This is a genomic window from Actinomadura luteofluorescens, assembly GCF_013409365.1.
Taxonomy (GTDB): domain Bacteria; phylum Actinomycetota; class Actinomycetes; order Streptosporangiales; family Streptosporangiaceae; genus Spirillospora; species Spirillospora luteofluorescens.
Genome location: NZ_JACCBA010000001.1, coordinates 6,370,227 through 6,383,605 on the forward strand (window position 1 = coordinate 6,370,227; position 13,379 = coordinate 6,383,605).

The 13,379-nt window shown below is 71.8% G+C and carries 15 protein-coding genes; 10 read left to right on the top strand and 5 right to left on the bottom strand.

Annotation, left to right across the window (positions count from 1 at the left end):
- The first annotated feature begins 31 nt into the window (after positions 1-31).
- Together BJY14_RS29730 and BJY14_RS29735 are read left to right on the top strand one after the other, a co-directional pair.
- Positions 32-781, top strand: coding sequence for an SDR family NAD(P)-dependent oxidoreductase (locus tag BJY14_RS29730; RefSeq protein WP_179846628.1), 750 nt, complete (start codon positions 32-34; stop codon positions 779-781).
- Positions 782-792: 11 nt separating this feature from the next.
- Positions 793-1,569, top strand: coding sequence for an SDR family oxidoreductase (locus BJY14_RS29735; RefSeq protein WP_179846629.1), 777 nt, complete (start codon positions 793-795; stop codon positions 1,567-1,569).
- Between the two features lie 59 nt (positions 1,570-1,628).
- Here the strand turns inward: BJY14_RS29735 and BJY14_RS29740 are convergent, their stop codons facing one another.
- The gene (locus BJY14_RS29740) at positions 1,629-2,549 is read right to left on the bottom strand and encodes a 3-oxoacyl-ACP reductase (RefSeq protein ID WP_179846630.1); all 921 of its coding nucleotides are present in this window, start codon (positions 2,547-2,549) and stop codon (positions 1,629-1,631) included.
- Between the two features lie 169 nt (positions 2,550-2,718).
- Between BJY14_RS29740 and BJY14_RS29745 the strand changes: the two genes are divergently transcribed.
- The 4 genes from BJY14_RS29745 (at position 2,719) to BJY14_RS29760 (ending at position 8,333) form a co-directional block, all read left to right on the top strand.
- Entirely contained in the window at positions 2,719-4,311 is a 1,593-nt protein-coding gene (locus tag BJY14_RS29745; RefSeq protein WP_179846631.1) for an acyl-CoA synthetase, read from the top strand.
- Between the two features lie 68 nt (positions 4,312-4,379).
- Positions 4,380-5,540: a steroid 3-ketoacyl-CoA thiolase gene (locus BJY14_RS29750; protein ID WP_179846632.1), complete on the top strand. Its 1,161-nt coding sequence runs from the start codon at positions 4,380-4,382 to the stop codon at positions 5,538-5,540.
- Between the two features lie 7 nt (positions 5,541-5,547).
- Positions 5,548-7,725, top strand: a complete 2,178-nt coding sequence (locus BJY14_RS29755; RefSeq protein WP_179846633.1) for an acyl-CoA dehydrogenase family protein — start codon at positions 5,548-5,550, stop codon at positions 7,723-7,725.
- The gene (locus tag BJY14_RS29760) at positions 7,722-8,333 is read left to right on the top strand and encodes a PaaI family thioesterase (RefSeq protein WP_179846634.1); all 612 of its coding nucleotides are present in this window, start codon (positions 7,722-7,724) and stop codon (positions 8,331-8,333) included. Before BJY14_RS29755 ends, BJY14_RS29760 begins: the two co-directional genes overlap by 4 nt.
- A gap of 3 nt (positions 8,334-8,336) precedes the next feature.
- On the opposite strand, the gene BJY14_RS29765 is transcribed toward BJY14_RS29760, so the two are convergent.
- Together BJY14_RS29765 and BJY14_RS29770 are read right to left on the bottom strand one after the other, a co-directional pair.
- Entirely contained in the window at positions 8,337-8,930 is a 594-nt protein-coding gene (locus BJY14_RS29765) for a GNAT family N-acetyltransferase (RefSeq protein WP_179846635.1), read from the bottom strand.
- Positions 8,927-9,535, bottom strand: a complete 609-nt coding sequence (locus BJY14_RS29770; RefSeq protein ID WP_179846636.1) for a TetR/AcrR family transcriptional regulator — start codon at positions 9,533-9,535, stop codon at positions 8,927-8,929. Before BJY14_RS29770 ends, BJY14_RS29765 begins: the two co-directional genes overlap by 4 nt.
- Positions 9,536-9,750: 215 nt before the next feature.
- Between BJY14_RS29770 and BJY14_RS29775 the strand changes: the two genes are divergently transcribed.
- From BJY14_RS29775 to BJY14_RS44590, 3 genes are read left to right on the top strand one after another with little or no spacing between them, the layout of a single operon-like run.
- On the top strand, positions 9,751-10,323 hold the full coding sequence (locus BJY14_RS29775) for a TetR/AcrR family transcriptional regulator (RefSeq protein WP_179846637.1): 573 nt from the start codon (positions 9,751-9,753) through the stop codon (positions 10,321-10,323).
- Positions 10,320-11,057: an epoxide hydrolase family protein gene (locus tag BJY14_RS44585; protein WP_218905635.1), complete on the top strand. Its 738-nt coding sequence runs from the start codon at positions 10,320-10,322 to the stop codon at positions 11,055-11,057. Before BJY14_RS29775 ends, BJY14_RS44585 begins: the two co-directional genes overlap by 4 nt.
- Before the next feature lie 32 nt (positions 11,058-11,089).
- Positions 11,090-11,443, top strand: coding sequence for an alpha/beta fold hydrolase (locus BJY14_RS44590; RefSeq protein WP_218905636.1), 354 nt, complete (start codon positions 11,090-11,092; stop codon positions 11,441-11,443).
- A 6-nt stretch (positions 11,444-11,449) separates the two neighbouring features.
- On the opposite strand, the gene BJY14_RS29785 is transcribed toward BJY14_RS44590, so the two are convergent.
- Both BJY14_RS29785 and BJY14_RS47820 read right to left on the bottom strand, forming a co-directional pair.
- Positions 11,450-11,794 (bottom strand): hypothetical protein, encoded by a 345-nt coding sequence (locus tag BJY14_RS29785; protein ID WP_179846638.1) that lies wholly within the window; start codon positions 11,792-11,794, stop codon positions 11,450-11,452.
- A complete protein-coding gene (locus BJY14_RS47820; protein WP_376770020.1) occupies positions 11,794-12,171 on the bottom strand; it encodes an ATP-binding protein in 378 nt (125 codons plus the stop codon). The genes BJY14_RS29785 and BJY14_RS47820 overlap by 1 nt, the downstream gene beginning before the upstream one ends.
- Positions 12,172-12,656: 485 nt before the next feature.
- Here BJY14_RS47820 and BJY14_RS29795 point away from each other — a divergent pair, with 485 nt between their 5' ends.
- Entirely contained in the window at positions 12,657-13,133 is a 477-nt protein-coding gene (locus tag BJY14_RS29795) for an Imm26 family immunity protein (protein WP_246397367.1), read from the top strand.
- The last annotated feature ends 246 nt before the right edge of the window (positions 13,134-13,379 follow it).

Here is a 13,379-nt window from a genome sequence, read left to right on the forward strand (position 1 = left end):
GGCGTCCCGCCGCCGCGGCTAGCGTGCCGCCATGAATCGCTTTGACGGCGTGAAAGTGCTGCTCACCGGGGCGGCGTCGGGGATCGGACGGGCGACCGCGATCCGCCTGGCCGCCGAGGGCGCCGCGGTGTACGCCGTGGACGTCTCGGAGCGGGGCCTCGCCGAGACGGCCGCCGCCGCGGGCGGTCCCGGCACCGTCGCCACCCGCGTGGCGGACGTCACCGACGAGGCGGCCGTGATCGCGACCGTGGCGGACGCGGCCGGCGCGCTCGGCGGCGTCGACGTCCTCGTCAACGTCGCGGGCGTCCACAAGACCACCCCGATCGAGACCCTCACGGTGGACGACCTGCACCGGATGTTCTCCGTCAACCTCGTCGGCACGGCCCTGTTCTGCCGCGAGGCCCTCAAGCACCTCCCCGACCGCACCGGCGTGATCGTCAACACCGCCTCGCTGTCGGCGACGCAGGGCAACCCGTTCATGACGGCGTACTCGGCGTCCAAGGGCGCCGTGCTGGCGTTCTCCCTCAGCCTGGCCGCCGAACTGGCCGCACGCCGCATCCGCGTCGTGCCGATCTCCCCGGGCGCCGTCGACACCCCGCTGACCAGGGCGCCGGACATGTTCCCCGGCGGCCTGGACCTCACCTACTTCTCCAAGATCCGCTCCTACTACGGCGCGGCCGAGCCCGAGCACATCGCCGCCGCGATCGCGTTCGCCGCCTCGTCCGACGCCGCCTACTTCACCGGCGCCGACCTCCGCGTGGACGGCGGCGCCCACACCTGAGAGGGACCACCATGGCACGCACCATCGCCGTCAGCGGGACGGCGTCCGGCATCGGGAAGACGCTCGCCGGGCTGCTACGGGAGCAGGGCGACACGGTCATCGGGGTCGACCTGCGCGACGCCGACGTGTGCGCCGACCTCGGCGGCGCCGAGGGACGGTCGCGGGCGGTCGCGCAGGTCCTGGACCTGTGCGGCGGCACCCTGGACGCCGCCGTCGCCTGCGCCGGGGTCAGCGACTTCACCGAGCTGCCCGTCAAGGTCAACTACTTCGGCGTCGTCGCGCTGATGGAGGGCCTGCGTCCCGCGCTGGCCCGGGCGGAGGCCCCGCGCGCCGCCGTCGTCGGGTCGATCGCGGGCACGCACCCCGCGGACGACGAGATCGTCCGGGACTGCCTGGCCGGGGACGAGCCCGCCGCGCTGGAGGCGGCGGCGAAGGCCGTCGCGGCGGGCGCGGGCAGCAGGACCTACCCGTCGTCGAAGGCGGCGCTGGCCCGGTGGATGCGCCGGGCGTGCGTCACCCCGGAGTGGGCGGGCGAGGGCATCCCGCTCAACGCGGTCGCGCCGGGCGTCGTCAAGACCCCGATGAGCGCGCCGCTGTTCGAGGACGAGGCGATGCTCAAGGTGATGAACGAGGCCGTCCCGATGCCGCTGAACGGCTACGCCGGGCCCGAGGTGATCGCGGAGGCGCTGCGCTGGCTGATCTCCCCGGCCAACACCCACATGACCGGCCAGGTCGTCTACGTGGACGGCGGTGCCGAAGCGACCCTGCGCGGCCCGGACACGTTCTGAACGCGGACGGCCGCCCCCGCCTCGGCGGGAGCGGCCGTCTTCTGCGCCCTGGTCGCGCCTCAGTGCTTGCTGGTGCCCGTGTCGTCGAGCGCGGCGACGCTGTAGGCGGCGTAGGTCCGGTGCGGCTCGCGGCCCTCGAAGTACGGGGTGACCTGCTCGCCGAGCTCCTCGACGGAGAAGACGCCGTCCGCCGCGGTGAACTTGTGCTCCACGGTCGGCGCGGCCATCAGCGCGACCATGTCGCCGTAGACGACGAACACCTGCCCGCTGATCTTTTCCGCCGTCGGGGACGCGAGGTAGCCGACGAACGTCCCGACCCGCTCGGGAGCCATGGAGTCCAGCCCGCCGGGGGAGGTGCCCTCCGCGAACGTCGCCTCGGTCATCGCCGTCCGGGCGCGGGGGCAGATCGCGTTGGCGCGCACCCCGTACCGGCCGAGGCCCGCCGCCGTCGACAGCGTCAGCGCGACGATGCCGGCCTTGGCCGCCGAGTAGTTCGGCTGGCCCGCCGACCCGAACAGGAACGCCTCGGACGCGGTGTTGACCACCCGTCCGTAGACCGGGCCGCCCGCGGCCTTGCTGGCGGCCCGCCAGTGCACGGCGGCGGCCCGCGACACCGACGCGTGGCCCTTCAGGTGGACGTGCATGACGTCGTCCCAGTCCGACTCCGACAGGTTGAACAGCATCTTGTCGCGCAGCACGCCCGCGTTGTTGACCAGGACGTCCAGGGAGCCGAACGTGTCGACGGCGGCCGACACCAGCGTGTCGCCCATCGACCAGTCGCCGACGTCGCCGGTCACGGCGACGGCCTGCCCGCCCGCCTGCTTGATCTCGGCGACGACCTCCTCGGCGGCCGGGCCCATGTCGTTGACGACGACGTTGGCGCCCCGCGCGGCCAGGGCGAGGGCCTCGCAGCGGCCCAGCCCGGCGCCCGCGCCGGTGACGACGGCGGTGCGGCCCGCCAGGGACAGGTCAGCGTTCATCGGAGCCTCCGGTCGGTGTGGGGAACGTCCGCCGGGAGGCTAGTACGTATTCTAGTTCCGCGGCCGGTGGCGTCCCGCTGAGCGGGTCGGCACCGGCCGTTCGACCGGCGCGGACCGCTGAGTGGGACACCCGTTGCCCGCGAATGAGAATGAATTCTAGTCTCGCGGTATGACGCTGAACCTGGCGACCCTCTTCGAGGCGGTGGCCGCGGCCGTGCCCGGCCGCCTCGCCCTCGTCTGCGGCGACCGTAGGGCGACCTTCGCCGAACTGGACCGGCGGGCGGACGCCGCGGCGCACCGGCTCCGCGTCGCGGGCATCGCGCCCGGGGAGCACGTCGGCGTCCACATGCTGAACAGCGCCGAGTACGTCGAGACGCTGCTCGGCTGCCTGAAGGCCCGCGCCGTCCCGGTCAACGTCAACTACCGGTACACCGACCGCGAACTGCGCCACATCTACACCGACGCCGAACTCGCGGGCCTGGTCGTGGACGCGGAGTTCGCCCCCGCCGCCGCCCGCGTGGCCGGCGACTGCCGCGCGCTCCGCCACGTGGCGGTCGTCGGGACGGACGGTGAAGCCCCGGCATGGCCGCCCCAGGTCGACGTCACCGTCTACGACGCCGACGGGACCGAGCCCGACCCGTCCCTCCGGGAAGGCCGCAGCGCCGACGACCGCTACATCCTCTACACGGGCGGGACCACCGGGCTGCCCAAGGGCGTCGTCTGGCGCCACGAGGACTTCTACATGGCCGCCGTGAAGGGCGGGAACCCGTACGGCGACCCGCACCTCACCGCCGAGTCCCTCGCCGCCGCCGCGCGGGACGGGTTCGCGCTCAGCTACATGCTCACGATGCCGCTGATGCACGGCGCCGCGACCTACACGCTGCTGATGTCGCTGTTCACCGGCTCCACCACGGTCCTGATGCGCCGCTTCGACCCGGTCGAGGCGCTCGACCTGATCGAGCGCGAGCGGCCCGTGATCGTCACGGTGGTCGGGGACGCGATCGCCCGCCCGCTCGCCGACGCGATCCGCGCGCACGGCGCCGGCCGCGACCTGTCCTCGTTCAAGGTGCTCGGATCCGGCGGCGCGATCCTGTCGCGCAGCGTCCAGGAGGAGTTCGCCGAGCTGATCCCCGGCCTGCACGTCAGCAACGGCTTCGGCGCCTCCGAGTCCGGTGTGGACGGCAACATCAGCGTGGGCGAGGACGGCCTGATGCGGCTCGCCGCCGGCCCGCGCGTCACCGTCGTCGACACGGACATGAGGCCGGTCCCGCCCGGTTCCGGGGAGATCGGGCACGTCGCCCGCTCCGGCCACGTCCCGCTCGGCTACCACAACGACCCCGTGAAGACCGCCCGGACGTTCCCCGTCATCGGCGGGACGCGCTGGTCGATCCTCGGCGACATGGCCCGCGTCGAGGCCGACGGCACCATCGTCGTCCTCGGGCGCGGCTCCGGCTGCGTCAACACCGGCGGCGAGAAGGTCTTCCCCGAAGAGGTCGAGCAGGCCCTGAAGTCGCACCCGGCCGTGATGGATGCCCTGGTCGCCGGCGTCCCCGACGACCGCTTCGGCGAGCGCGTCGCCGCCGTCGTCGAACTGCGCCCCGGCACGACCGCCGCGGCCGAGGACCTGCGCGCCCACTGCCGCGCCCACCTGGCGGGGTACAAGATCCCCGCCCTCGTCACCTTCACCCCGATCGTCCGCTCCCCGAGCGGCAAGGCCGACTACCGCTGGGCCAAACGCGTCCTCACCGAGCCCACGGCCTGACCTCCCGCCTTGCGCGGGGCCCGGTGGCGCACTGATCTGCTCGTTCGTCGTGTAAAGGAGTGTCCTCCATGCCCGAGGCCGTCATCGTCGATGCCGTCCGGACCCCGGTCGGCAAGCGGTACGGGGCCCTTTCGGGGCTCCACCCGGCGCAGTTGCTCGGGGCGGTGCAGCGCGGGCTCCTCGAACGCGCGGGCGTCGAGGCCGCGACGGTGGGGCAGGTCGTCGGCGGGTGCGTGACGCAGGCGGGCGAGCAGTCCAACAACGTGACCCGCAACGCCTGGCTGTACGCGGACCTGCCGTACCAGACGGCGTGCACGACGATCGACTGCGCGTGCGGCTCGTCCCAGCAGGCCGTGCACCTCGTCGCCGGGCTGATCGCGTCCGGGGCCGTGCACACCGGCATCGGCTGCGGCGTCGAGGCGATGAGCCGCGTCTTCCTCGGCCAGGCGCTCACGCCGGAGACCGGCAGCCCGGCGCCGGACGGCTGGGAGCCGGACATGCCCGACCAGTTCACCGCGGCCGAGCGCATCGCGAAGATGCGCGGCATCACCCGCGCGGACGCGGACGCGTTCGGGCTGGCGTCGCAGGTCAAGGCGAACGCGGCGTGGGCGCGGGACCGTTTCGCCGGCCAGATCCTGGAGATCGAGGCGCCGGTCATGACCAAGGAGGGCCCCACCGGGGAGACCGCCGTCGTGACCCGCGACCAGGGCCTGCGCGACACGACCGCCGAGGCGCTCGCCGGGCTGAGGCCCGTCCTGCCGGACGGCGTTCACACCGCCGGCAACTCCTCGCAGATCAGCGACGGCGCCGCGGCGGTGCTGCTGATGGCGGCGGACCGGGCCGCCGAACTGGGGCTGCGTCCCCGCGCGCGCATCGTCGCGTCCGGGATGGTGGGCTCCGACCCGTACTACCACCTGGACGGGCCGATCGACGCGACGCGGCACGTGCTGGACCGGGCCCGGATGACGCTGTCCGACATCGACCTCGTGGAGATCAACGAGGCGTTCGCGTCGGTCGTGCTGTCGTGGGCGTCCGTGCTGGACGCCGACATGGACCGGGTCAACGTCAACGGCGGCGCCATCGCCCTCGGCCACGCGGTCGGCTCCACCGGCGCCCGCCTCATCACCCAGGCCGTGAACGAGCTGGAGCGGTCCGACAGGTCGACCGCCCTCGTCACGATGTGCGCGGGCGGCGCGCACTCCACGGCCACCATCATCGAACGGATCTGAGGAGCACATGACCATCGGGCTGACCGAGGAGCACCGCGACCTGCGCGACGCCGTGCGCGCGTTCACCTCCCGGCAGGTGACGCCCGCGGCCGTCCGCGCCGCCGTGGACGCCAGCCGGGAGAAGGCGCCCGCGTTCTGGGACGACCTCGCCGCGCAGGGCCTGCTCGGCCTGCACCTCCCCGAGGACGCCGGCGGCGCGGGCTACGGTCTGGTCGAGCTGGCCGTCGTCCTGGAGGAGCTGGGGCGCGCCGTCACCCCTGGACCGTTCCTTCCGGCGGTGCTGGCGAGCGCCGTGCTGCACCGGGCGGGGCACACCGAGCACCTGCCGTCCCTCGCCGACGGGAGCGCGGTCGGCGCCGTGGGGCTGGACGCGGGAAGCCTGACGATCTCCCGCTCGGGCGGTGGGATCACGGTGACCGGCACGTCGGGGCCCGTCCTCGGCGCCCCCCTGGCCGACGTGCTCGTCCTTCCGGTGAAGGACGGCGACGCGACGGCCTGGATCGTGCTGCCCCGGGACGCCGTGAGGGTGGACGAACTGCCCAGCCACGACCTGACCCGGCGGCTGGCCCGGGTCGGGCTGGAGAACCGGGCCGTCCCGGGCCGTTCGGTCCTGGACCTGGACCCGCGGGCCGTGCCCGACCTCGCGGCGGTGCTCTTCGCCGCCGAGGCCTCCGGCCTGGCCGACTGGGCGACGGCGACGGCCGCCGAGTACGCCAAGGTCCGCGAGCAGTTCGGCCGTCCCATCGGGCAGTTCCAGGGGGTCAAGCACCGCTGCGCCCGGATGCTCGCGCACGCCGAGCAGGCCCGCGCCTGCGCCTGGGACGCCGCCCGCGCCCACGACGAAGGCGCGGCGCGGGAGGCGTCGCTGGCGGCGGCGGTCGCCGGGGCCACCAGCGTCCAGGCCGCGTTCCAGACCGCGAAGGACTGCGTGCAGACCCTCGGCGGCATCGGCTTCACCTGGGAGCACGACGCGAGCCTCTACCTGCGCCGCGCCCAGACCCTCCGCGTCCTGCTCGGCTCCACCGCGTCCTGGCGCCGCCGCGTCGCCCGCCTCACCCTCGACGGCGTCCGCCGCGAACTGCGCGTCGAACTCCCCCCGGAGGCCGAGCGCATCCGCGTCGAGGTCCGCGCCGAGCTGGAGCCCGCGAAGGCCCTGGACGGCAAGGAGCGCCTCGGCTACCTCGCCGACCGCGGCTACACCTCGCCGCACCTGCCCGAACCGTGGGGCAAGGGCGCCGACGCCGTGTCCCAGCTCGTCATCGCCGAGGAGATGCGCGCCGCCGGCCTGCGCGCCCACGACATGATCATCGGCAACTGGGTGGTGCCGACGCTGATCGCGCACGGTTCGGCCGCCCAGCACGAGCGGTTCCTGCCCGCCTCGCTGCGCGGCGACATCCGCTGGTGCCAGCTGTTCTCCGAGCCCGGGGCGGGCTCCGACCTCGCCGCCCTCGCCACCCGGGCGGAGAGGACCGAGGGCGGCTGGAAGATCACCGGGCAGAAGGTGTGGACGTCCATGGCCCGCGAGGCCGACTGGGGCATCCTGCTCGCGCGCACCGACCCGTCCGTCCCGAAGCACAGGGGCCTGTCGTACTTCCTGCTCGACATGAGGTCGCCCGGCATCGACATCCGGCCGCTGCGCGAGCTGACCGGCGACACCCTGTTCAACGAGGTGTTCCTGGACGGCGTCTTCATCCCCGACGACCTCCTCGTCGCCGCGCCGGGCGACGGCTGGAAGCTCGCCCGCACCACCCTGGCGAACGAGCGGGTCTCGCTCTCGAACGACTCGTCCCTGGGCAGCGGCGGCGAGGCCCTCCTCAAACTGGCGACGGACGCGGACGACGAGCGCCTGACCACGCTCGGCGGCATCCTCTGCGACGCGCAGTCGAGCAGCCTGTTCGGCCTGCGCACGACGCTGCGCTCCCTCGCGGGCGGCCAGCCCGGCGCCGAGTCCAGCATCGGCAAGCTGATCGGCGTCGAGCACATCCAGCAGGTGTGGGAGACGGCCGTCGACTGGATCGGCCCGGAGGCCCTCACCGGCGAGGGGCGCGGCGGGATGGACGACCCGACCTGGATGTTCCTGAACTCCCGCAACATGTCGATCGCGGGCGGCACCACCGACGTCCAGCTGAACATCATCGGGGAGCGCCTCCTCGGCCTCCCGCGCGACCCGCAGGCGGCGTCGTGACCCTGGACCTGCAGGCCGAGCACCAGGCGACCGGCGTGGACGCGGCGGCAGCGGCGGCCCGCCGCGTCGTCGACGCGCTGGTCCGCTCCGGGGACCTCTCGGGCGCCGACATGTCCGAGGTGGCCGACCGCCTGAACGCCGTGGCCGACGACCTGGAGGCGGCGGCCCCACCGTTGCGCGACCGCCTGGTCGACATGTGGCGCGGCGACGGCAACACCCGCCACGACCCGGTCACCGGCCCCGAGAACCCGATCGCCCCGCCGCTCGAATACACCGCCGCGGACTCCCGCACCATCGAGGCCACCGCGACGCTGGGCCTGCCCTACCAGGGCCCGCCGTCCAGCGTCCACGGCGGGATCTCGGCCCTCCTCCTGGACCACACCTTGGGCGTGGCGAACGGGTGGGCGGGCAAGTCGGGCATGACGGCGGAACTGACCCTGCGCTACCACCGCCTGACGCCCCTCTTCGAGCCCCTGACGATCAGCGCCCGCCAGGTCTCCGTGGACGGCCGCAGGATCCGCACTGTTGGAGCGATCCAGGCCGGTGGCGAGGACTGCGTGACCGCCGAGGGCCTCTTCATCGCCAAGTACCCGCCCCGCCCCCGCTGACCGTCACCCCGTCTGAGCGAGTCGCATGGAGACGTAGTCGGTGAACCCCGCGCGCCGGGCGAACCTGACGGGGCGTCGCTGGTACTCGGTGAACCCGAGCTTGGCATAGAGGCCGAGCGCTGGGGCGTTGGTGTCCTTGATGTCGCGGAGCACGAATTCGCGGTGGTCGGGAAGGGCGAGGATGTGCCGCATGAGCGCGGTCGCGACCCCGCGTCCCTGGCTGCCGGGCTCGGTCGTGACGAAGCCGATCTCTGCCAGGCCCGCCCGGTTCTCGTCCGCCGCGCCGAGAAACTGGGAGCGAAGGACGAGGTGGCTGATCGTGCCGTGCACCGCGCCCAGGTGGCGTCGGATCTCGGACCATCGGGGCGCGAAGCACTCCTGCGCACCCGCGGTGACAGAGGCGACGGCCGCGGGCTCCCCCTCCAGGAGGGCGACGTAGAACCGGTTCAGCAGGACCATGTGCTCGAACGCGTCGGTGAGCTTCCGCGGGTCGGAGGAGAAGAACGCGAAGTCTTCGGCGAAGCCGTGGACCAGCACCGCGGTGATCCGCCGCCGGTAGTCCTCGCCCAGTTCGTCGCCGCGCCTGACCTCGATCATCCGGACGTTCCTTCCGTGAGTACTCTCAGCACGATGTGGACGTCCGGGACGGCGAGCTCGGCACCGAGGGCGAGCCGCATGGTCGTCAGACCGCCGAGGGTGGCGAAGTAGCATGCCGTGATCTCTGCCGGATCGCCGCTGCCGAACTCGCCGGCGGCCTGGCCCCGCCGCACGCACTCCTCGAAGGCGCGCCACATCGAGCGCTGTGCCCCGACGATCCGCTCGACCGTGCCGGGGGGCGTGTCGGTGGTGACCCCGTGGTTGACGACGACGACGAACTCGGCGGCGCCGTCGTCGGCCGTGACGTCGGCCAGAAAGCGGGCGGTGAACGCGCGGATCACGTCCTCCGGCCGCCCCTCTCCCGAAATCTCGGCCGTGAGCGCGACGAGGCCGGCGACGGCCTGGTCGAGCAGGGCCAGGTACAGCTCGTCCTTCGTGGCGTAGTGGCGGTAGATCGACCCGACGCTCACGTCCGCTTCTCGCGCGATGTCGCGAATGGTCGACGCCGCGAACCCTCGGCGGGCGAACACCCGGACGGCGGCCGTCTGGATGACCTCCTGCCTGGCCGCGCGCAGCGCGGCGTTCTGCTCGGCCGTGCGCGGCATGGAACCCCCGAGATGAAATGAACTTTCGTTCACTCTACGGCAAGCGCACGGTCGAAGCGATCCCGGCCGGCCCGCCGAGGAGCCGTTGCCGCCGGTGGAGCCCGCCCTGAGATCATCGGCGGGAGGAAGCGGCCTTCGAGGAGACCGTCGACCACGACACTGACCTGCACATTCGATGTGTACGCTTGTTCCTAAGGTTGTGTACGTTTGTACGCATGGGAGAGCAGACGACGACCCGCAGGCGGACGCGCCGCACCGATCCCGGCCGCAAGGCGCGCATCATCGAGGCCGCCCTCGACGCCATCGCGGAGGACGGCGCGGCGGCCGCGACCCACCGGAGCATCGCCGCCCGCGCCGGCGTGCCGCTCGGCTCCGTCACCTACCACTTCACCGGCCTCGGCGACCTGCACGCTCAGGCGTTCGCCCGGTACGTGGCCGAGGCGTCGGCGGCGTTCGAAGCCCTGTTCGCAGGCGTCGAGACCCGCGAGCAGCTCGTCGACGTCCTGGTCGACTACGTGCACGGGGGTCCGGCCCGGCGCCGCAGCGCCACCCTCGGGTTCGAGCTCCACCTCGCCGCGCTCAGGGCACCCGCCCTCCGCTCCCTCACCCAAGCCTGGACGTCTGACAGCCGCGCAGTGCTGGCACGCTTCACCGGCCCCGACGTAGCCGCTCGCCTGGACGCGCTGCTGGAAGGGATGGTCATGCACGCACTCCTCAGCACCGAGCCGGAGCCGCGCGAAGCGACGCGGGCGGCGATCGTGCAGACGCTGGGGGAGGCGCGTCCGTGACACCCGTGATCACCGTCCCCGACGCCGACCTGGACGACCTGCGCTCACGCCTGCGGCGCACCCGGTGGCCGGACACCTGGCCCGTCCCCGGCTGGAGCGCCGGCACCGACCCCGCCGAGCTGCGACGCCTGACCGCCTACTGGGCGGACGGCTACGACTGGCGCACCCACGAGGCCGCCATCAACGCACTCCCGTCCCACTTCGCGGACATCGACGGAACCCCCGTCCACTACCTCCGCTTCGACGGAGAGCACCCGGACGCGCTGCCGATCGTCCTGACGCACGGCTGGCCCAGCACCGTCCTCGAACTCGTCGAGCTGGCACGCCGCCTTTCAGCACCGTCGCACTACGGAGGCGTTCCGGCCGACGCGTTCACCGTCATCGTCCCGTCCCTCCCAGGCTTCGCGTTCTCACCGCAGCGTCCGTCGCTCGAAGCAGAGCAGACGCACGAGCTCTGGCACCGCCTCATGCACGACGAACTCGGCTTCACCCGCTATGCCGCCCACGGCGGCGACCTAGGAGCCGGAATCAGTGCCCGCCTGGCCGAGAGGCCCACCCCGAAGCACTCGTCGGCATCCACGTCCTCGCGGTCGCCGCACCGCCCACCTACGACCCCGCGACCCTCACCCCGCAGGAGCAAGCGCACCTCGACTCCGTCTCTGCCTGGAGCGCCGAAGAGGGCGGCTACCAGCACGAACAAAGCACGCGCCCGCTCACACTGGGATACGGCCTGACCGACTCCCCGACCGGCCTGCTCGCCTGGATCGTGGAGAAGTACCGCGCCTGGAGCGACTGCGGAGGCGACCTGTCCTCCCGGTTCAGCGACGACTTCGTCCTGACGCAGGCGTCCCTCTACTGGTTCACCAACACCATCGGGACGTCCTTCCGCCCCTACTACGAGTACAACCGCGGCCTGACGAGACGCGTGGAGAAGGTGGACGTCCCCACGGCCCTGGCCCTCTTCCCGGCAGACCTGGCCCACCCACCCAGCACCTGGGCCGAACGCACCTACAACCTCACGAGGTACAAGGTCATGCCGCGCGGCGGCCACTTCGCCGCCCACGAAGAACCCGCCCTACTCGCAGACGACCTGACCGAGTTCTTCCGCCCCCTCCGCTAGAAGGGGTCACCAGGTGGACGGGAACATGCGGTGCTTGAGGAGCAGGTCGACCTGCTCGGCCGCTGCCTCGGCGTCCCCGCATGGGACCAGGTAGCCGAACCGCCCGCGCTGCGCCCGGTGGTATGCCCAGCCGCCGGGGACGGCCCGGACGCTCACCACGACCCCGACGTCCTCGGCGACGCCGCTCGCATAGACCCAGAGCAGCGGCACCGGCAGGGGGAACTCCTCGGGCTCATAGAGCCTGACGCACCGCCAGCCTCGCGAACCGACCGCCCTGGCGAGCATCTCCAGGAACCGCACCGCCGTCCGGTGTCCCCGGCGGGTACGCCACCTCAGCAGAAGCCGCTCCATCAGAAGGCCACCCTCGCCCACACCCATTTGCCGTGCGGCTCGGTTCTGGTGACCCCGCACTCTGCGGCCAGCGCCTGCACGATCGGCAGGCCCCGCCCCCGCGTCCCGGCGTCGTGCCCAGGTTCGAGTGCCCGCGCGTCCGGGACGATGTCCTCCAGGGACAGTTCGACGATCGGACGCAGCACGGGCATGGCATCGGACGAGTCCCACACCGCGAGCATGACGGTTCGCACCTCTCGCACGAACCTGACCCGGATCTCCCGATAAAGGGTAACCTCCACCGCATTGGCGACTAATTCGCCGGCCACCTGGGAAACGTCCCCGGCGATCCCCGCAAGCCCCCATTCGCGAAGCCGAAACCCCACGAGCGTCCGCACCAACCCCGCCGTCGACCGCCTGGTTGGGCTCGCTGCCCTGCACGGCGAATCCGGACTGGTGCGGCATGGTGCCCGGCATGCCGCCGATCAAGGAGGGGGAACCGGCTCCGCGCTCGCCAGGAAGCTGGCCAAGGGGCTTCCCGCCGGGCTCCGCAGCGGTTGGAACGCACGGAAGAGCTATCAGGTGTACCTGGGCTTTGACAAAACGGAACGGACATATATGCAGGTACCGTGAACAATCTGCTCGGGAAGCGGCAATCGAAACGCGGCGCGAGATTAAGGGTTTCACCGATCACGTCCGGTTCGGGAGTAACTCGAGGCGAGGCGTGCGCGATCGAGTAAGTCATGCTCAATCGGAATTCACACTACGTTGATAAAATCAACAGCATTGATCCGCAGCGTGGCGAGTACTACAAGCCTGCCGTAACATGAGATAAGGCATGACTTAAGTCTAATGGCTACCAGGTGGGTTTGAAGTGCCGAACATGGAGATATTGAAACCGTCCCGGCGGAAGCTACGGGAGGGCGACGTCTTCGCCTTCCGCGTTCCCCGGGCCGGCGAGCATTTCATGTTCGGCCGGGTGATCAGGGTCGACATGCCGATGGGAGATTCTCCCATGCCGGGGGACAACCTCGTCTACCTCTACGGCCATCGTTCGAAGGAGAAGGTCCCCGAGCTGGGAGCGCTGACGGTGGACGACCTGCTGGTCCCACCGAAGTTCATCAACCGGCAGCCCTGGCTCAAGGGCTTCTTTGAGAACGTCGTGCACGCGCCGCTCGAAGACAGTGACGTGCTCGCCCGGCATTGCTTCCGCAAGCCGCTAAAAGAAGTTTATGTAAACGACCGGGGCGATGTGCTCGCCGAGCGCATCGAGCCCTGCGGTTTCTTCGCATTGGACAGCTATCTGACGCTCGATGACGCCATCAGCGAGGCCTTGGGTGTGGCTCCCGCGAGCGACTGAACACCGGTATTTCTAGCAGAAAGGGGCTTTTCCGGGAACCTGCACCCGCACACGGACGCGGCACAGGTGTGCGCGGCGTCCATGGTCCGCAAAGCGCCAGAGGCCGGTCATCTCCTCATCAGCCCCCAGGCGTTCGGAGCGCTGATGGACCGTTTGAAACGCGGCGATCAGGTTTGCTGACCGTTGTCCCACAGGGAGCCTCGGCTGGGGTCGGGGCTCGGTCGTGTAGGGGCGGGGGACGATCGG

Coding starts and splice junctions, on each gene's coding strand:
- BJY14_RS29770 (WP_179846636.1), bottom strand. CDS start 9,535: ATGCCGCGCACGGCCGAGCAGAACGCCGCGCTGCGCGCGGCCAGGCAG.
- BJY14_RS29730 (WP_179846628.1), top strand. CDS start 32: ATGAATCGCTTTGACGGCGTGAAAGTGCTGCTCACCGGGGCGGCGTCG.
- BJY14_RS29745 (WP_179846631.1), top strand. CDS start 2,719: ATGACGCTGAACCTGGCGACCCTCTTCGAGGCGGTGGCCGCGGCCGTG.
- BJY14_RS29755 (WP_179846633.1), top strand. CDS start 5,548: ATGACCATCGGGCTGACCGAGGAGCACCGCGACCTGCGCGACGCCGTG.
- BJY14_RS29740 (WP_179846630.1), bottom strand. CDS start 2,549: ATGAACGCTGACCTGTCCCTGGCGGGCCGCACCGCCGTCGTCACCGGC.
- BJY14_RS29765 (WP_179846635.1), bottom strand. CDS start 8,930: ATGATCGAGGTCAGGCGCGGCGACGAACTGGGCGAGGACTACCGGCGG.
- BJY14_RS29750 (WP_179846632.1), top strand. CDS start 4,380: ATGCCCGAGGCCGTCATCGTCGATGCCGTCCGGACCCCGGTCGGCAAG.
- BJY14_RS29735 (WP_179846629.1), top strand. CDS start 793: ATGGCACGCACCATCGCCGTCAGCGGGACGGCGTCCGGCATCGGGAAG.
- BJY14_RS29785 (WP_179846638.1), bottom strand. CDS start 11,794: ATGGAGCGGCTTCTGCTGAGGTGGCGTACCCGCCGGGGACACCGGACG.
- BJY14_RS29775 (WP_179846637.1), top strand. CDS start 9,751: ATGGGAGAGCAGACGACGACCCGCAGGCGGACGCGCCGCACCGATCCC.
- BJY14_RS29795 (WP_246397367.1), top strand. CDS start 12,657: ATGGAGATATTGAAACCGTCCCGGCGGAAGCTACGGGAGGGCGACGTC.